This is a genomic window from Leclercia sp. GHBNCSD (genome assembly GCF_055805075.1).
On record NZ_JBQVYO010000001.1, the window covers coordinates 298544 to 317421 of the forward strand.

Annotated in this window: 15 protein-coding genes; 4 read left to right on the forward strand and 11 right to left on the reverse strand. The window is 54.0% G+C overall.

Annotated features, from left to right (window positions below):
• Positions 1-12: 12 nt before the first annotated feature.
• The 7 genes from ACT3IC_RS01575 to ACT3IC_RS01605 all read right to left on the reverse strand — a co-directional run bounded on the left by ACT3IC_RS01575 (position 13) and on the right by ACT3IC_RS01605 (position 8848).
• On the reverse strand, positions 13-2277 hold the full coding sequence (locus ACT3IC_RS01575; RefSeq protein WP_473475933.1) for a ComEC family protein: 2265 nt from the start codon (positions 2275-2277) through the stop codon (positions 13-15).
• Between the two features lie 213 nt (positions 2278-2490).
• The gene (gene ihfB / locus ACT3IC_RS01580; protein ID WP_039029484.1) at positions 2491-2778 is read right to left on the reverse strand and encodes an integration host factor subunit beta; all 288 of its coding nucleotides are present in this window, start codon (positions 2776-2778) and stop codon (positions 2491-2493) included.
• A 120-nt stretch (positions 2779-2898) separates the two neighbouring features.
• Positions 2899-4572: a 30S ribosomal protein S1 gene (gene rpsA / locus ACT3IC_RS01585; RefSeq protein WP_032617357.1), complete on the reverse strand. Its 1674-nt coding sequence runs from the start codon at positions 4570-4572 to the stop codon at positions 2899-2901.
• 111 nt (positions 4573-4683) lie between these two features.
• Positions 4684-5367, reverse strand: a complete 684-nt coding sequence (gene cmk, locus ACT3IC_RS01590; RefSeq protein WP_103178921.1) for a (d)CMP kinase — start codon at positions 5365-5367, stop codon at positions 4684-4686.
• Between the two features lie 183 nt (positions 5368-5550).
• Positions 5551-6834, reverse strand: a complete 1284-nt coding sequence (gene aroA, locus ACT3IC_RS01595) for a 3-phosphoshikimate 1-carboxyvinyltransferase (RefSeq protein WP_103178920.1) — start codon at positions 6832-6834, stop codon at positions 5551-5553.
• A 69-nt stretch (positions 6835-6903) separates the two neighbouring features.
• Positions 6904-7992, reverse strand: coding sequence for a 3-phosphoserine/phosphohydroxythreonine transaminase (gene serC / locus ACT3IC_RS01600; RefSeq protein ID WP_159339204.1), 1089 nt, complete (start codon positions 7990-7992; stop codon positions 6904-6906).
• Between the two features lie 163 nt (positions 7993-8155).
• Positions 8156-8848 carry a DUF421 domain-containing protein gene (locus ACT3IC_RS01605; protein WP_156654211.1) on the reverse strand — a complete coding sequence of 231 codons (693 nt, stop codon included), beginning with the start codon at positions 8846-8848 and terminating at the stop codon, positions 8156-8158.
• A gap of 139 nt (positions 8849-8987) precedes the next feature.
• Between ACT3IC_RS01605 and ycaO the strand changes: the two genes are divergently transcribed.
• From ycaO to pflA, 4 genes are all read left to right on the forward strand, one after another.
• Positions 8988-10748: a 30S ribosomal protein S12 methylthiotransferase accessory factor YcaO gene (ycaO, locus tag ACT3IC_RS01610; protein WP_156654210.1), complete on the forward strand. Its 1761-nt coding sequence runs from the start codon at positions 8988-8990 to the stop codon at positions 10746-10748.
• Positions 10749-11152: 404 nt separating this feature from the next.
• Complete coding sequence (focA, locus tag ACT3IC_RS01615; RefSeq protein WP_139156327.1) at positions 11153-12010, forward strand: formate transporter FocA; 858 nt, start codon at positions 11153-11155, stop codon at positions 12008-12010.
• A gap of 51 nt (positions 12011-12061) precedes the next feature.
• On the forward strand, positions 12062-14344 hold the full coding sequence (gene pflB / locus ACT3IC_RS01620) for a formate C-acetyltransferase (protein ID WP_103178915.1): 2283 nt from the start codon (positions 12062-12064) through the stop codon (positions 14342-14344).
• Positions 14345-14546: 202 nt separating this feature from the next.
• Positions 14547-15287 (forward strand): pyruvate formate lyase 1-activating protein, encoded by a 741-nt coding sequence (pflA, locus tag ACT3IC_RS01625; RefSeq protein ID WP_114315454.1) that lies wholly within the window; start codon positions 14547-14549, stop codon positions 15285-15287.
• A 34-nt stretch (positions 15288-15321) separates the two neighbouring features.
• On the opposite strand, the gene ACT3IC_RS01630 is transcribed toward pflA, so the two are convergent.
• The 4 genes from ACT3IC_RS01630 to ACT3IC_RS01645 form a co-directional block, all read right to left on the reverse strand.
• Complete coding sequence (locus tag ACT3IC_RS01630) at positions 15322-15840, reverse strand: anti-virulence regulator CigR family protein (RefSeq protein ID WP_103178913.1); 519 nt, start codon at positions 15838-15840, stop codon at positions 15322-15324.
• A gap of 123 nt (positions 15841-15963) precedes the next feature.
• Complete coding sequence (locus ACT3IC_RS01635) at positions 15964-17112, reverse strand: MFS transporter (RefSeq protein ID WP_103178912.1); 1149 nt, start codon at positions 17110-17112, stop codon at positions 15964-15966.
• A gap of 274 nt (positions 17113-17386) precedes the next feature.
• Positions 17387-18250, reverse strand: a complete 864-nt coding sequence (locus ACT3IC_RS01640) for a dimethyl sulfoxide reductase anchor subunit family protein (protein ID WP_156654208.1) — start codon at positions 18248-18250, stop codon at positions 17387-17389.
• A gap of 1 nt (position 18251) precedes the next feature.
• The gene (locus ACT3IC_RS01645; RefSeq protein ID WP_156654207.1) at positions 18252-18869 is read right to left on the reverse strand and encodes a DMSO/selenate family reductase complex B subunit; all 618 of its coding nucleotides are present in this window, start codon (positions 18867-18869) and stop codon (positions 18252-18254) included.
• Between the last annotated feature and the right edge of the window lie 9 nt (positions 18870-18878).

Consider the following 18878-nt stretch of genomic DNA (forward strand, 5'->3'; position numbering starts at 1 on the left):
TAGCCGCATATTCTACCCGTTATCTCCGGGCGCGCCAAACCACTGATGATACCAACGGGGCAAAATTTGATCCCGTAAGCTATGGATTTGCCAGCCATGTTGCGAAAAAGAAACGGTAAGTTGTCCCAGTCGGGGTGTTGTTAGCCAGCGATACCCCTCCTTTTGGTAGCGGCGAGCCACTTTAAACGAAGGCAGTCGCCACGCGTTATAGCGGGAGGCAGACACCAGAGCGATCTGCCCACCCACGCGCTGCACCAGAGGGAGTGACGAGGAGGTATTACTGCCATGGTGCGGCACCTGGATAAGTGTAGACGCAAGATATTGCCAGTGACGACTGAGCATCGCTTTTTCTCCCTTCGCTTCAATATCGCCGGTTAACAACACGCTATGGGTACCGTCCTCAACTTTAACCACGCAGGAACCGTTATTGCCGCGCTGCGGTTTGTTGGCGAGGGGCCAGTGTGCGCTGAAGGTCAGCCCTCGCCACTGCCAGCGCTCTCCGCGCACACACGGGCCATGCCCGGCCCAGCGCAGCGGGCTTCTTATCCACATAGACGGCCACGCCTTACGTAGCGATACCAGCCCGCCGATATGGTCGAGGTGTTCGTGGCTGATAATCACCCCCTCCGGGCGTAAATGGTGCCACCGTAACCAGGGAATGATCAGCTGTTGCGCACTGTCCCCGCCCGGCCAGGCGGGGCCGGTGTCATAAAGGATCGCTCTCCCCTGCCGCTCGATCACCATTGCCAGCCCCTGTCCGACATCCAGCATATGCACCGCCCAGCCCTCGGTTTTATCAGCCCGCCATAGCGGACTACTTGCCAGCACCAGTGCCGAGACACAGACCACCGGACAGGTACGCGCCCCGCGCAGACGCCAGGCGACAATGGCGGCCCAGGGCAGCAGGGTCAGCCACAGCCAGCGTTTATCGACCGGGATCCAACCGTCAGGCAGCGCGGTTAAAAATCTGAACAGCAGCGACAGTGAGCCATCCGCCAGCGTCCAGACCATATTTTCCGCCCCCGGCCACCTCCAGAGATGCAGCCCCATTCCCAATAAGATCAACGGCACCGAAATAAAGGTTACCAGCGGCACCGCCACCAGATTCGCGACCAGTGAAGAGAGGCTGAAACCATGGAAGACGACAATCTGTACCGGCAGCAACAGCAACAGCATGCCAAGCTGCAGGTGCAGCAAGCTAACCACGGCCCTGACGACCCACGGGCCAGAAAAGCGCGGAGCAGGCACCCACTGATACCAGAAAATCAGCACCGCCACGGCAAAAGCGGACAGTAAAAGACTGTGCGACAGCACGGCCAGCGGATCGGCCAGTAAAATGGCAGCAATGCAGACGCGCCATACCTGCCAGGGCGACCAGAGACGACCGCTCAATTGCAACGCCAGGCAAGCGCCCAGTGAGACGACGGTACGCAACGCAGGAGGCTGCATTCCGGTAAGCCAGGCGTAAAAGGCGGCAAAGCAGAACCCTGCCACCAGCGGGGCTCGCCAGCTTACCCAACGCCCCGGAATGAAAAACTGTATGCCCCGCACCAGCAGCCAGACAACCGACGCCGCCAGGGCTATGTGCAAACCCGAGATCGCCATCAGATGCCCGGTGCCGGTTTCCCGCATCAGATTTTTTATCTCTGGCGTTACCGCCAGCCGCTCCCCCATCCCCAGCCCCAGCAGAACCGGCCCCTGGGTATAGGGAGAAAGTGTGGCCATCAGCGAGGTGAGATAGCGGGCGCGTAAGCTACAGCGAGCATCTGTTACATCGGCATGGGTAAAACGCCCGGTCAGGGGCTGATGCTGTGCCAGGGCATAGCGCTGGGAATCGAACCCGCCATCGTTGAGTTGCCCATGAACGGCGCGTAACGATAAGGTCATCGACCACCGCTGCCCGGCGCAGCCCGGTTGCGGCAGCGTGTTGCCATACAGCGTGACGCCTACTGCTGGCACCATCGCTTTGCCGTTGAGCTGGGTAATACGGGCCCGATAGGCCGCGTCGTTTTCAACCGCTACGATCTCTATCTCCGCTTTCTGCGGACCCCGGGTCAGATGCTGCATTGGCCAGACCGCACTTTGCGCGGCCAGCGCTCCCCAGGCGAAGAAGAGCAGCCAGAAACCACTGTAGCGGGCCACGTTATGACGAATTAAGGCGAGCAGAAATCCGGCAACCGCTATGGCCTGGATAAACGGCAGCGCTGGCAGAGCGGGCAGCCACAGAAGCGGCAGGATAGCCAGGATCAGACATGTCGCTAACGACGTTAAACGCATTTACACCTCCCTGTGTCAGGGCAGTGTGCGTTCAGACGTTACGTCTGTCAGGTGTGAAATCAGGCGGTTGCGACGCAGGCTGGCATAAATCGACGGCATGCAGCAAAAAGCCGTGCAATTTGCGGCGTAGCTTCCGGATAAAAAGGAGAAAAACAAAAAAAGCACCCGCAGGTGCTTTTCTTGTGGTCACTCAGTTTTGCCCGCAGGCGAAACTCAGTTGCCGTAAATATTGGCGCGATCGCGCAGCTCTTTACCCGGCTTAAAGTGCGGAACGTATTTACCTTCCAGCTCTACTTTGTCACCAGTCTTCGGGTTACGCCCGGTACGTGGAGCACGATAGTGCAGAGAAAAACTACCGAAACCGCGGATTTCAATGCGCTCGCCCTGTGCAAGAGTGGTAGCCATATGCTCCAGCATCTCTTTTACGGCATCTTCCACTGCTTTCGCAGGTATATGCGATTGCTGGCTGGCAAGTCTTTCAATCAATTCTGACTTGGTCATGATTCCTCCGGTTCCTTCAAACCAATTAGCTAAACAGCTTAAACAAGGGCGGCCGTAGCCGCCCTTTGTTATTGATTACAGGACGAATTCTGCAATCTGTCAAGTCACTCTACGAGTAACTTATTCGCCTTTAGCTGCTTTGAAAGCTTCAGCCATTGCGTTGTTAGAGAAGTTTGCATCTTCCTGTTTGTTAACAGTTGCGATTGCATCTTTCTCATCAGCTTCGTCTTTAGCACGAACAGACAGGCTGATTGCACGGTTCTTACGATCAACGCCGGTGAATTTAGCTTCAACGTCGTCGCCTACGCTCAGAACCAGAGTTGCATCTTCAACGCGGTCACGTGAAGCTTCAGAAGCGCGCAGGTAACCTTCAACGCCGTCAGCCAGCTCTACGGTTGCGCCTTTCGCGTCAACTGCAGTCACTTTACCGTTTACGATTGCGCCTTTCTTGTTCAGTGCAACCCAGTTGTTGAACGGATCTTCTGCGAGCTGTTTAACGCCCAGGGAGATACGCTCACGCTCTGCGTCAACCTGCAGAACAACTGCTGCGATTTCGTCGCCTTTTTTGTATTCACGTACTGCTTCTTCGCCTGCAACGTTCCAGGAGATGTCAGACAGGTGAACCAGGCCGTCGATGCCGCCGTCCAGGCCGATGAAGATACCGAAGTCAGTGATAGACTTGATTTTACCTTCAACACGGTCGCCCTTGTTGTGGGTTTCCGCGAACTGCTGCCATGGGTTGTTTTTGCACTGCTTCAGGCCCAGGGAGATACGACGACGTTCTTCGTCGATATCCAGAACCATAACTTCCACTACATCACCAACGTTAACAACTTTGGATGGGTGGATGTTTTTGTTGGTCCAGTCCATTTCGGAAACGTGAACCAGGCCTTCAACGCCTTCTTCGATTTCAACGAAGCAGCCGTAGTCGGTCAGGTTGGTAACGCGACCAGTCAGTTTAGTACCTTCTGGGTAACGTTTAGCGATAGCTACCCATGGATCTTCGCCCAGCTGTTTCAGGCCGAGGGATACACGAGTACGCTCGCGGTCGAACTTCAGCACTTTAACAGTGATTTCGTCGCCCACGTTCACGATTTCGCTTGGGTGCTTAACGCGTTTCCACGCCATGTCGGTGATGTGCAGCAGGCCATCAACGCCGCCCAGGTCAACGAATGCGCCGTAGTCAGTGAGGTTCTTAACGATACCTTTGACTTCCATGCCTTCCTGCAGGTTTTCCAGCAGCTGATCGCGTTCTGCGCTGTTTTCGGATTCGATAACGGCACGACGGGAAACAACAACGTTGTTACGCTTCTGGTCCAGCTTGATTACTTTGAACTCAAGCTCTTTGCCTTCCAGGTGCAGGGTGTCACGAACTGGACGAACGTCTACCAGTGAACCTGGCAGGAACGCACGAATACCATTCAGCTCAACAGTGAAGCCGCCTTTAACTTTGCCGTTGATAACACCGACCACAGTTTCAGCTTCTTCGTAAGCTTTTTCCAGCGTGATCCAAGCTTCGTGACGTTTAGCTTTCTCACGGGACAGCAGGGTTTCACCGAAGCCGTCTTCTACTGCATCCAGAGCAACGTCAACTTCGTCACCAACCTGGATTTCCAGCTCGCCCTGGGCGTTTTTGAACTGCTCTGCCGGGATGGCAGACTCAGATTTCAGACCGGCGTCAACCAGTACGATATCTTTGTCGATAGCAACAACAACGCCACGAACAATGGAACCCGGACGGGTTTCGATTTCTTTTAAGGATTCTTCAAACAGTTGAGCAAAAGATTCAGTCATGTTTAATCTTCAGGTTAATATTAACGTCCACCTGGCTCCGTGCCGGATGGGGTTGTTTCACATACCCGCCGTCAATCCATTGCAGCGGGGGTACTGCTAAATCGGTCGCGATTACGCGAGAGCCAATTTCTGGCGCGCATATTGTAGCGCTTTTTCAATCACTTGCTCAATAGTTAAACTGGTAGAATCCAGAACTAATGCATCATCTGCGGGAACAAGTGGTGCAACGGCGCGATTACGGTCGCGATCGTCACGCTCTTTTATCTCAGACAAAAGACGTTCAAAGTTAACACTAAAGCCCTTTTCCTGCAACTGCAGCATACGGCGCTGCGCGCGCTCCTCCGAGGAAGCGTCAAGGAAAATTTTCACCGGCGCATCAGGGAAAACCACGGTTCCCATATCGCGTCCGTCAGCGATCAGACCCGGGGCGTCGCGGAACGCGCGCTGGCGACGTAAAAGCGCCTCGCGCACGCGTGGGAAAGCCGCGACCTGAGAGGCTGCGTTCGCCACTTCCTGGGTGCGGATCTCAGCGCTGACATCTTCCCCTTCAAGGATCACTTCCAGGTTGCCGTTGGTGGAGATGAAACGTACATCCAGATGGGCGGCCAGCGGCACCAGCGCCTCTTCAGAGGCGACATCGACATGATGATGCAAGGCAGCCAGCGCCAGCACACGATAGATTGCGCCCGAATCTAAAAGATGCCATTGCAGTGCTTCCGCCATGGCTTTGCATAGCGTGCCTTTACCTGCGCCACTCGGCCCGTCAATGGTGATTACCGGGGCAATTGCCGTCATCTTTTTCTCCTTAATTTAGGCATACCGATGTGTAAACGCCGCGCATTATACGCGTCAACGTGCACAACTGTTACCTTTGCGTGCAAATTACGAAATGTTTGAAGCTGAGTGTAGAAGAAATGGACGATGATGATGTCAGGAAGCGTAAGGAAACGCCGCATCAGGTGATGCGGCGTCGCGATATCATGCAGAAGTGCTAATACGCGCCAGCTGTTCGAAGTAGTCGGGGAACGTTTTCGCGGTACATTTCGGGTCAAGGATGGTGACCGGCGTATCTGAGAGCGCCACCAGCGAGAAGCACATCGCCATACGGTGATCGTTATAGGTGCCAATTTCCGCCGCCTGTAGCCTGGCCGGAGGCGTTACGCGGATATAGTCCTCGCCCTCTTCCACTTCCGCACCCACTTTACGTAGCTCGGTTGCCATGGCAAACAGGCGATCGGTCTCTTTCACACGCCAGTTGTAGATGTTGCGCAGCGTGGTGGTGCCTTTGGCAAACAGCGCCGCTGTGGCAATGGTCATCGCCGCGTCAGGAATGTGGTTCATGTCCATATCAATGGCGTTCAGCTCCCCGCGGGTGCAGGAGATGTAGTCATCGCCCCAGGTCACCACGGCGCCCATCTTCTCCAGCACATCAGCAAAGCGAATGTCGCCCTGCACGCTGTTGCGACCAATACCGGTCACTTTAACGGTACCGCCTTTAATGGCACCCGCCGCCAGGAAGTAAGAGGCCGACGAGGCATCGCCTTCTACCAGGTAATTGCCCGGTGTCTGGTACTGCTGCCCGCCGCGCACCACGAAACGCTGGTAACTGTGGTTTTCCACCTCAACGCCAAAGGTCTTCATCAGGTGCAGCGTGATATCGATATAGGGTTTGGAAACCAGCTCGCCTTTAATGGTGATAGTGGTGTTTTGTGGCGCCAGCGGTGCGGTCATCAACAACGCGGTCAGGAACTGGCTGGAAACGCTGCCGTCCACCGCCACTTCACCGCCGGTAAAACCTCCACGCAGACGCAGCGGCGGATAGTTTTCCTGCTCCAGATAGTCAATCTGCGCGCCGCCCTGACGCAGCGCATCAACCAGATGACCAATCGGGCGCTCTTTCATGCGCGGCTCGCCCGTCAGCACGATGTCATTGCTGCCCAGGCACAGGGCTGCCGCCAGCGGGCGCATAGCCGTGCCGGCGTTGCCGAGGAAGAGCTCCAGCGCGTCGGCGGAGTGCAGCGCACCGGCATTGCCCGTCACTTCACAACGGGTACGATCCGCAGACAGGGTATAGTGGACTCCCAACGCTTTCAGCGCATTAAGCATATGGCGAACGTCATCGCTGTCCAGCAGGTTAGTGAGAACAGTGGTGCCGTTTGCCAGCGCAGCCAGCAGCAAGGCGCGGTTCGAGACACTTTTTGAACCAGGCAGATTAATGGTGCCATCTACCCGCGCGATAGGGTGTAACGTCAGGGATTCCATGAAATTTAAGTCTCAATTCAACATAATAAAAACCCCGCAGCGAGGCTACGGGGGTGAACAGGGGCGTGATTAACCGTGGCGACGTTCGAAGTCAGTCATGAAGTCGGTCAACGCCTTAACGCCTTCGAGCGGCATGGCGTTATAGATGGAGGCGCGCATGCCGCCAACCACGCGGTGACCTTTCAGCGCATGCAGACCAGCAGCGAAGGACTCTTCGAGGAACAGCTTATCGAGATTGCTGTCGGCCAGTTGGAACGGCACGTTCATGCGGGAACGGTTCGCTTTGGCGACGTCGTTGCGATAGAAGTCGCTGCCGTCGATGACGCTGTAGAGCAGCTCAGATTTCTGCTGATTGATCTTATCCATCTGCGCCACGCCGCCGTTGTTTCTCAGCCATTTAAAGACCAGGCCAGAGAGATACCAGGCAAAGGTCGGCGGGGTGTTGAACATGGAGTCGTTATCGTTCAGCACGCTGTAGTCCAGAATCGACGGGCAGGATTTGTGCGCTTTACCCAGCAGATCTTCGCGCACGATCACCAGGGTCAGGCCGGCCGGGCCGATGTTTTTCTGCGCGCCAGCGTAGATCACGCCGTAGCGGCTGACATCCAGCGGCGAAGAGAGAATGGTGGAGGAGAAGTCCGCCGTGACGACCACATCCTCGCCAAAGTTTGGCTCTTCGTGGATGGCGATGCCGTCGATGGTTTCATTTGGGCAGTAGTGCAGATAGGCCGCATCGCGGGAGAGCTGCCATTCGCTCATCGGTTTTACCGCGCGTAAGCCGTCAACGGTGACTTTGGCATCAATCACGTTCGGAGAGCAGTATTTGTGCGCTTCTTTTACCGCGCTGGCAGCCCAGTAACCGGCATCAACATAGTCGGCGGTGGTTTTGTCGCCCAGCAGGTTCAGCGGAATACCGGCAAACTGACCGCGACCGCCGCCGTGACAGAATAATACTTTGTAATTTGAGGGGATATTCAGCAGGAAACGAAAATCTGCTTCTGCCTCTTCCGCCACCTGAATAAACTCTTTACCACGGTGACTGACTTCCATTACCGACGTGCCAAGACCGTTCCAGTCGCACAGCTCCTGTTGAGCCTGTTTGAGCACATCCGCCGGTAACATTGCCGGACCTGAACTAAAATTAAAGACCTGAGCCATTTCCCCTCACCACGCTATAAAGCCATAAGTAATAACTGTGGATATCGGTTTTATCATTCAGTGACACGCGCCGCAATGTCTAAAACTCATGCCCCGGAAAATGTGCCCGCCATCACACAATACATTCTGCCAGCGGGCTGTCACAAAACCGACAAAATTGCTGTCAGGGGATGCGTTTGGCCCAGCTAACCTTCGTCCATTCCGGATTCGTACAACGTGGACATAATTGATGTGCCCCGGCCTGTAGAGTCTGAACATGACCGCAACGCCGACAGGCATATTCCCCGACTTCCGGTATCGTCATAAAACGTTCCACAAATTCATCCGGCAATATGCACAGCCCGGGCTTGACCTGCTCATCGTCATAAAAGTAAACGCTTATCTGCCCGTTGGTCTCCATAATGGCAAGCTTAACCTGCCCAAGCTGTTCGACGCCGCTCACCCGCAGTTCCATAAAGAACTCAAACTCGGTCATGTTGGCGCGCTTTACTTTTTCCCAGGCCAGCTTGCCCTCTTCGACAATGGCGACCGGTTTGCCCTCAAGCAGGTCTTCCAGCTTTTCACTTTTCGACATCAGCCACATCACCAGCCGGTAGAGCAACGCCAGGGTAATGAAAACAACAAAGACGGGAATCATCGGCACATCGTCATAAAATGCCACGTCCCCCGCCGCCGACCCCAGGGTCAGAATGATTAACACTTCGAAGAGCGACATCTGGCGCACGCCGCGTCGTCCGGTAAGTTTGAGGAACAGGAAAACCAGTACAAAGGTGTAGAGACTTCGCAGCGCGACCTCGCCTAAAAACTCAACGGGTACTTTATCAAAGGCCATTCGTTGAAGATCGAATGCTTTCATTTTTTATATTCCTTTACAGTAGGTTACTGAATATAAGCATAGCCCAGCCTTTTATTTTCGCCGAAACCGCCGGGGAGATAGCGCCTGTCATGCAAAACCCGTATCATTGCGCGCTTTCCGTACGATATAAGTGATCCCCATGACTCAAACGTTTATCCCCGGCAAAGACGCCGCCCTGGAAGATTCCATCGCTCGCTTCCAGCAAAAACTGACCGACCTGGGCTTTAACATCGAAGAGGCCTCCTGGCTCAACCCGGTTCCCCACGTCTGGTCTGTGCATATTCGCGATAAAGAGTGCGCGCTGTGCTTTACCAATGGCAAAGGTGCAACCAAAAAAGCGGCGCTGGCCTCTGCGCTGGGTGAGTATTTTGAACGTCTGTCCACTAACTATTTCTTTGCCGATTTCTGGCTGGGCGAGACCGTGGCGAATGGCCCGTTTGTTCACTATCCAAATGAAAAATGGTTCCCACTGACCGAAGATGACGAACTGCCGGAAGGGATCCTCGACGATCGCCTGCGTGCGTTTTACGATCTGGAGAATCAACTGACCGCCAGCATGCTGGTTGATTTGCAGTCAGGTAATGAAGATCGCGGTATCTGCGCCCTGCCGTTTACCCGCCAGTCTGACGAGCAAACCGTCTATATTCCGATGAACATCGTCGGCAACCTGTATGTCTCCAACGGCATGTCAGCCGGTAACACACGCAACGAAGCGCGTGTTCAGGGTCTGTCCGAAGTCTTTGAGCGCCATATTAAAAACCGCATTATCGCGGAATCTATCAGCCTGCCGGAGATCCCGGCTGATGTGCTGGCCCGCTACCCGGGCGTGGTGGAGTCCATTGCCAAACTGGAAGCAGAAGGTTTCCCAATCTTCGCCTATGACGGCTCGCTGGGCGGGAAGTATCCGGTTATCTGCGTGGTGCTGTTCAACCCGGCGAACGGCACCTGCTTCGCCTCCTTCGGGGCGCACCCGGACTTTGGCGTAGCGCTGGAGCGTACCGTCACGGAACTGCTGCAGGGCCGTAGCCTGAAAGATCTCGATGTCTTCACTCCGCCGACGTTTGATGACGAAGAAGTGGCGGAACATGCCAACCTGGAAACGCACTTCATCGACTCCAGCGGCTCTATCTCCTGGGATCTGTTTAAGCAGGACGCGGATTATCCGTTTGTTGACTGGAGCTTCTCCGGCACCACAGAGGAAGAGTTCGCCACGCTGATGGCTATCTTCACTGCCGAAGGGCAGGAAGTGTACATCGCCGATTATGAACATCTGGGCGTCTACGCCTGCCGTATTCTGGTGCCGGGCATGTCCGACATCTATCCGGTAGAAGATCTGTGGCTGGCCAATAACAGCATGGGCAGCCATCTGCGCGAAACCCTGCTGGCGCTGCCGGAGAGCACATGGGAGAAAGAGGACTACCTGAACCTTATTACCCAGCTGGACGACGAAGGTCATGACGACTTCACTCGCGTACGCGAGCTGCTGGGGCTGGCAACGGGTAAAGATAATGGCTGGTACACCCTGCGTATTGGCGAGCTGAAGGCGATGCTGGCGCTGGCAGGCGGCGATCTGGAACAGGCGCTGATCTGGACCGAATGGACCATCGAGTTCAACGCCTCGGTATTCAGCGCGGAGCGTGCAAACTACTACCGTTGCCTGCAGACCCTGCTGTTGCTGGCGCAGGAAGAAGAGCGTCAGCCGCTGCAGTACCTCAATGCCTTTACCCGTATGTACGGCGCCGAAGCGGTAGAGAATGCCAGCGCGGCCCTGAGCGGCGAAGCGCCGTTCTATGGCTTGCAGGCGGTGGACAGCGATCTGAAAGCCTTCCCTGCGCACCAGTCCTTGCTGAAGGCCTATGAGAAATTGCAGAAAGCAAAAAGCGCGTACTGGGCTAAATAACGTTACATACCATTACAAACAGTAGGCGAATACAATCACCTACGTTATATTACGGGGCAATTTTATTGCCCCGTTTTATTTTTACGGTAATAAATCTTTGGTTGTAATAATTAAGTTAAATATTGGTAGCTATAATAATAGCGGCCTGACAGTTATTGTTACTTTTTATATGAAATACTCCATTTTAATTAACTGTCGGAGTAAGCGTCAGGAGAAAAAAATCAACTCATTTTGTAACTTTTAAAATTTATTTTTATCAGGATAATCAAAAACTTACTCCGCATTTGCTGTAAAACCACGCACTTTGCGGGCCTATAAGCCAGGCGAGATATGATCTACATCAATTTCTCTTCTATAATGCTTTGTTAGTATCTCGTCGCCGACTTAATAAAGAGAGAGTTAGTGTGAAAGCTGACAACCCTTTTGATCTTTTACTCCCAGCTGCAATGGCAAAAGTTGCCGAAGAAGCGGGTGTCTATAAAGCAACGAAACAACCGATGACGACGTTCTTCCTGGCGATTACCGCCGGCGTGTTCATCTCCATCGCCTTCGTTTTCTATATCACTGCGACCACCGGTACCGCCGCGATGCCTTACGGTATTGCCAAGCTGATTGGTGGCATCTGTTTCTCGCTGGGCCTGATTCTCTGCGTCATTTGCGGCGCCGATCTCTTTACCTCGACGGTGCTTATCGTCGTGGCGAAAGCCAGCGGTAGAATCACCTGGGGTCAACTGGCCAAAAACTGGATCAACGTTTATATCGGTAACCTGATTGGTGCCCTACTCTTTGTTCTGTTGATGTGGTTGTCCGGGGAGTATATGACAGCCAACGGCGGCTGGGGCCTGAATGTCCTGCAAACCGCCGACCATAAAATGCACCATACATTTATTGAAGCCGTTGCCCTTGGCATCCTGGCGAACCTGATGGTCTGCCTGGCGGTCTGGATGAGTTACTCCGGTCGCAGCCTGATGGATAAAGCGATGATCATGGTTCTGCCTGTCGCCATGTTCGTTGCCAGCGGCTTTGAACACAGCATTGCAAACATGTTTATGATCCCTTTCGGTATCGTAATCCGTGACTTTGCCAGCCCGGAGTTCTGGACCGCAGTTGGTTCAAGCCCGGAGAATTTCTCTCACCTGACCGTTATGAACTTCATTACTGATAACCTGATCCCGGTCACAATCGGGAACATTATCGGCGGTGGTCTGCTGGTTGGGTTGACATACTGGGTCATTTACCTGCGTGGCGATAACCATCATTAACGGTTGTCTCAGGCAGTAAATAAAAAATCCACTTAAGAAGGTAGGTGTTACATGTCCGAACTTAATGAAAAGTTAGCCACAGCATGGGAAGGTTTTGCCAAAGGTGATTGGCAGAATGAAGTCAACGTTCGTGACTTCATCCAGAAAAACTACACCCCATATGAAGGTGACGAATCCTTCCTGGCCGGTGCCACCGACGCAACCACTGCCCTGTGGGATAGCGTTATGGAAGGCGTTAAGCAGGAAAACCGCACTCACGCGCCTGTTGATTTCGACACCTCCATCGCGTCCACCATCACTTCTCACGACGCGGGTTATATCAACAAGTCCCTCGAGAAGATTGTTGGTCTGCAAACTGAAGCGCCACTGAAACGTGCGATTATCCCGTTCGGTGGTATTAAAATGGTTGAAGGTTCCTGCAAAGCGTACAATCGCGAGCTGGACCCAATGCTGAAAAAAATCTTCACCGAATACCGCAAAACCCACAACCAGGGCGTGTTTGACGTTTATACCAAAGACATCCTGAACTGCCGTAAATCTGGCGTCCTGACCGGCCTGCCAGATGCCTATGGCCGTGGCCGTATCATCGGTGACTACCGTCGCGTTGCGCTGTACGGTATCGACTTCCTGATGAAAGACAAATACGCCCAGTTCCAGTCTCTGCAGTCCGACCTGGAAAATGGCGTAAACCTGGAAGCCACTATCCGTCTGCGTGAAGAGATTGCTGAACAGCACCGCGCGCTGGGTCAGATCAAAGAGATGGCAGCGAAATACGGTTGCGATATCTCCGGCCCTGCAACCAACGCTCAGGAAGCGATCCAGTGGACCTACTTCGGTTACCTGGCTGCGGTTAAGTCTCAGAACGGTGCAGCAATGTCCTTCGGTCGTGTATCCACCTTCCTGGATGCATACATCGAACGTGACCTGAAAGCAGGCAAAATCAACGAACAAGACGCTCAGGAAATGATTGACCACCTGGTCATGAAACTGCGTATGGTTCGCTTCCTGCGTACCCCAGAATATGATGAGCTGTTCTCTGGTGACCCAATCTGGGCAACGGAATCCATCGGTGGTATGGGCGTAGATGGCCGTACTCTGGTAACCAAAAACAGCTTCCGCTTCCTGAACACCCTGTACACCATGGGGCCGTCTCCGGAGCCGAACATCACCGTTCTGTGGTCTGAAAAACTGCCGCTGAATTTCAAGAAATTCGCCGCTAAAGTCTCCATCGACACCTCTTCTCTGCAGTATGAGAACGATGATCTGATGCGTCCTGACTTCAACAACGATGACTACGCTATCGCTTGCTGCGTAAGCCCAATGGTTGTTGGTAAACAAATGCAGTTCTTCGGTGCGCGTGCAAACCTGGCGAAAACCATGCTGTACGCAATCAACGGCGGCGTTGATGAAAAACTGAAAATGCAGGTTGGTCCTAAGTCTGAGCCGATCAAAGGCGACGTGCTGAACTATGACGAAGTCATGGATCGCATGGATCACTTCATGGACTGGCTGGCTAAACAGTATGTCACCGCGCTGAACGTCATTCACTACATGCACGACAAGTACAGCTACGAAGCCTCTCTGATGGCGCTGCATGACCGTGACGTCGTGCGCACCATGGCATGTGGTATCGCAGGCCTGTCCGTTGCGGCTGACTCCCTGTCTGCTATCAAATATGCGAAAGTTAAACCAATTCGTGACGAAGACGGTCTGGCTATCGACTTCGAAATCGAAGGCGAATATCCGCAGTTTGGTAACAACGACGCTCGCGTTGATGACATGGCGGTTGACCTGGTAGAACGTTTCATGAAGAAAATTCAGAAACTCACTACTTACCGTAACGCTATCCCGACTCAGTCTGTTCTGACCATCACCTCTAACGTTGTGTATGGTAAGAAAACCGGTAACACCCCAGACGGTCGTCGTGCTGGCGCGCCATTCGGACCAGGTGCTAACCCAATGCACGGCCGTGACCAGAAAGGTGCTGTTGCCTCTCTGACCTCCGTTGCAAAACTGCCGTTTGCTTACGCTAAAGATGGTATCTCTTACACCTTCTCTATCGTTCCAAATGCGCTGGGTAAAGATGACGAAGTGCGTAAAACCAACCTCGCGGGTCTGATGGACGGTTACTTCCATCATGAAGCGTCCATCGAAGGTGGTCAGCACCTGAACGTGAACGTTATGAACCGTGAAATGCTGCTCGATGCGATGGAACATCCGGAAAAATATCCGCAGCTGACCATCCGTGTATCTGGCTACGCAGTACGTTTTAACTCGCTGACTAAAGAGCAGCAGAAAGACGTTATTACCCGTACTTTCACTCAGTCCATGTAAGTGGATTTGACTGAAATCGCGCAGTAATAGGCGTACAATAAAGGCTCCACGCAAGTGGGGCCTTTTTAACACCTCCCACTCCGCAGTCTCTTTTGCCCGCTATCTATAATAAATGGATAACAGCCAAAACAGACTCGACACAGCCAACGAGTTGTGCACATACACAGGCCCCGGAAGGGCCGAACCTGGAGATATCACCGCAATGTCAACTATTGGTCGCATCCACTCCTTTGAGTCCTGTGGCACCGTCGATGGCCCGGGCATCCGTTTTATTACCTTCTTCCAGGGCTGCCTGATGCGCTGCATGTATTGCCATAACCGCGATACATGGGATACCCACGGCGGCAAAGAGGTCACCGTTGAAGAGTTAATGAAAGAAGTGGTGACCTATCGCCACTTTATGAACGCCTCTGGCGGCGGCGTAACCGCATCTGGCGGGGAAGCGATCCTGCAGGCCGAGTTTGTGCGCGACTGGTTCCGCGCCTGCCGTAAAGAGGGTATTCATACCTGTCTGGATACCAATGGCTTTGTCCGTCGCTACGATCCGGTGATCGACGAACTGCTGGAAGTGACCGATCTGGTGATGCTCGATCTCAAGCAGATGAACGATGAAATTCACCAGAACCTGGTGGGGGTCTCGAACCATCGCACTCTGGAGTTCGCAAAATACATCTCCGCCAAAGGCATTAAAACCTGGATCCGTTATGTCGTCGTTCCAGGCTGGTCAGATGATGATGACTCTGCCCACCGTCTGGGTGAGTTCACGCGTGATATGGGCAATGTCGAGAAAATTGAATTGCTGCCGTATCACGAGCTGGGCAAACATAAATGGGTGGCGATGGGCGAAGAATACAAACTTGATGGCGTGAAGCCGCCGAAGAAAGAGACCATGGAACGCGTAAAAGGCATTCTGGAGCAGTACGGTCACAAGGTCATGTATTAGCAAAACGCCCGGTTTTTACCGGGCGTTCTATTTATTAGTCAAAGACACCATTAATAATGGTCGTCACAATTGCCGTACTCAGCGCAATTAACACCAGATCCTTGCCGACTACCCGCCATTCATAACCAGGGTAAGAAGGCAATTGACCTAACATTGAAGCCGGTACACTCTTTTTCGCAATTCCCGGCGGCAGAGGTTTACCGCGGGCGAGGTTTTTCGCAATCCCCGGCGGCAGTGAGTCATAACCTGTTAAGCCATAGTTCAGTGCCAGATGACGGGCATGATCGTAACTGACACGTGCATCCACATCCTCTCTTACGCTTTTATTGGATTTGCCGGAAGTGTGGTTACCGTTATTTTGTTTATTACCATGATTATCGGAATTCCCCTTCCCGGAATTTCCGTTACCATGATTACCGCTATTACCTTGCCCGCCGCCATTGCCGTGGCCATTTCCATTCCCATTGCCTGGATTAGCCATAACAGGTGCAGTTGCAAATGATAAAGACAACACTACTGCCAGCGCGGTAGTGGTAAAACGACGAGTAGACATAATCGCTGCCTTTTAGTGGAAGAACGCCTCTGAATTATCGCCTGGCATGATAAACAAACAATGCGTAAAACTCTTAGATGTGACAAAGACAAAAAAGCCTGTCATCGACAGGCTTTTATTTGTTCAGGCATGCGCCACTGGCGTCGGGTGTTCGCCCGCCTTGCGCAGCAACATTAAGAGATAAATAAACGACACGCTGGCGATCATTATAAACAGCAGATTGTCAGAATAGTTCTGCATCAGCATGGCAGTAAAGGTCGGGCCCAGCAAACTGCCGATGGTGTAACTCAGCAGCAGCGCCTGGTTCATCGCCACCAGCTGATGATGCTCCACTTTTTCACAGGCCCAGGCCATCGCCACCGGATAGAGGGTAAAGCCAGCCGCGCCCAGAATAAACAGTGCAGGCGCCATGGCGGCATTACTGAGCATGGCAAAGCACCCCATGATCACCACGAAGACCTGTACGCGCAGCACCAGCAGACGCCCGAAGCGGTCGGCAAGACGCCCCACCGGCCATTGCCCGACAATCCCGGCGCTGACCATCACCGCCATCCAGAAACCGATCCCGGAATCACTGACCCCCTGATGGTTGAGATAGAGCGGCATCAGACCATACAGCGAACCCAGCACAATCCCGGAGATGATGCAGCCATTAACGCCCAGACGCGCCTGGCGCAGTCTCAGCATCGGCCAGACGTGGGTCGCTTCCTGATGCTCGCTGCTCTGGTTCACAATGCGCGTAAAGAGCAGCGGCAGAATCGCGGCCAGCACCATGCCCGTCACCCACGGCAGGACGCTCATCAGGTCGGTCGGAAGCTTGCTGACCATCAACTGGCCCAGCACGGTCCCGACATAATAGACCATCATATAGGCCGCCAGCAGGCGACCGCGGTTGCGGGAGGTACCGCTGCACATCAGGGCGCTTTCCACGACCACCCAGATCATGGCGCAGCCTACGCCGGCAATAAAGCGCCAGACCATCCAGCTCCAGAAGCCCACCATCAGCCCCAGCCCGGCACAGCCGGCAGCAAAAATAAGCGACGCCAGATAGTAGCTGCGGTTAAAGCCAAAGCGTTTGATCAGGCTTCCCGTCATTAATGTTCCCAGCAGGTTGCCGGTAAAAAAGGACGAGCTGACCATGCCAACCTGCCAGGTCGGTAGATTTTCATGGGCGAGCCACAGCGGGACGAGCGTGTTTAACACCGCGATCGCGAGGGTCAGCAAAAGCAGGCCACAGAGCAACAGGAGCACTGGCCGGGTATAGGTCGACATGGATTAAAAACCGTGAGGAAGTTCAGATTTCGTGCGCATCATGCCACTGGCAAAAACAAAGTCAATCCACCCTCTTGAGCCGCAAGCACGATAAGGTCCCTGTCGATTGAAAAAACTCATCCTGCTAATGGAATGGTGGCTATCAATAATAGTTATGTGTTTGTTTTTATTTATGTACCGACAAACTTAAAGCCAAACGACAGAAGAAAAATTTCATGATCGAAAATAAAAAAACCGGGCACTATGTCCCGGCTTTATATAACAAAAATCAGCGTTAACTGGCGACAGCCATCCCAACAGTCATATGCAGACCGTAAAAGACGCCGCGCCCCAGTAATTCGCCCGCCAGCACCAGCACAAATGCCAGCGACAATATCGGTAACGCAGGTTGATAGCCTTTAAGCTGCGGTACAATCCAGCAGGCCAGCGCGACCGCTAACAGCACCACGCGCCAGGCCATCAGCGAGCCGTAATCCGGCACGAGGGCTGACGCCTGCTGAATGGAGCTGCTGATGGTTGCGAGTTCCGCCCCCTGCATCAGGGCAACGATGGCGCTCACCACCAGCGCCAGCAGGGAGACGACGGGCAGCAAACGCATGGCCCAGCCATCCACACCCGCCACGCGCAGCAGCAGGAAACCCAGCAGAGGCCCGCCGATAAACATCGTCAGGAAGAAGCTCATTGGGGTCCAGACGCTGTACCAGGTCGGCACGGTGTCGATCGTGTTATAGACCCGAACCATCATCCAGACGAACACCACGCCCAGCACCATAGTAACAATCAGCCACAGGCTGCGCAGCCCGGCAGGCAGCTTCTTCATCGCGGCCAGCAGCCAGCCCAGACCACCAACAGCAAAGAAGATCGCCCCGCTGGCAATCTCATTGCTGAGGGATGAGGCCCCCACACGGTTGAGGGAGTTGAACGCGCGCATCGGCGAGCCCAGGTGCAGCGTGGAGGCGATAAAGCCGATGCCCATCAGCACCCACAGGCCAAACATGCTCAGCACCAGACGCTGCTGTTGTTCAGCCTTCAGATCACCTTTTAACAGCGCCAGCGCGAGCACAATAAAACCGCCCGCCACGCACTGTCCGAAGACGGTAAAAATCATTAACGGCCATTCATGCCATCCGCTTCCCATCTCACACCTCCTTTGGATTGGCCAGATAGCCGGTGGTATCACCCGTTGGTCGGCTGTTGGCATTGGGTTTAATGACGATACTCGGCTTCGTAAAGTGCGCAGACGGCAGCGGCGCGACCGCAGCCAGCTTGCCGTACTTCTGGCGCAGCTCGGCAATCGGACCGAAATCCAGCGCCCGTAGCGGGCAGGACTCCACGCAAATCGGCTTTTTGCCTTCCGCCACGCGGTCATGGCAGCCGTCGCACTTGGTCATATGGCCTTTGGCGGCGTTGTACTGCGGTGCGCCGTATGGGCAGGCCATATGGCAGTAACGACAGCCGATGCAGACATCTTCATTCACCACGACAAAGCCGTCGTCGCGCTTGTGCATCGCGCCGCTCGGGCACACCTTGGTACAGGCGGGATCTTCGCAGTGGTTGCAGGCAATAGAGAGATAGTAGGCAAAGACGTTCTGATGCCAGACGCCGTTGTCCTCCTGCCAGTCACCGCCCGCGTACTCGTAGATGCGGCGGAAGCTGACATCCGGCGTCAGATCCTTATAGTCTTTACAGGCCAGCTCGCAGGTTTTACACCCGGTGCAGCGGCTGGAATCAATAAAAAATCCATACTGAGTGGTCATCGGCTACTC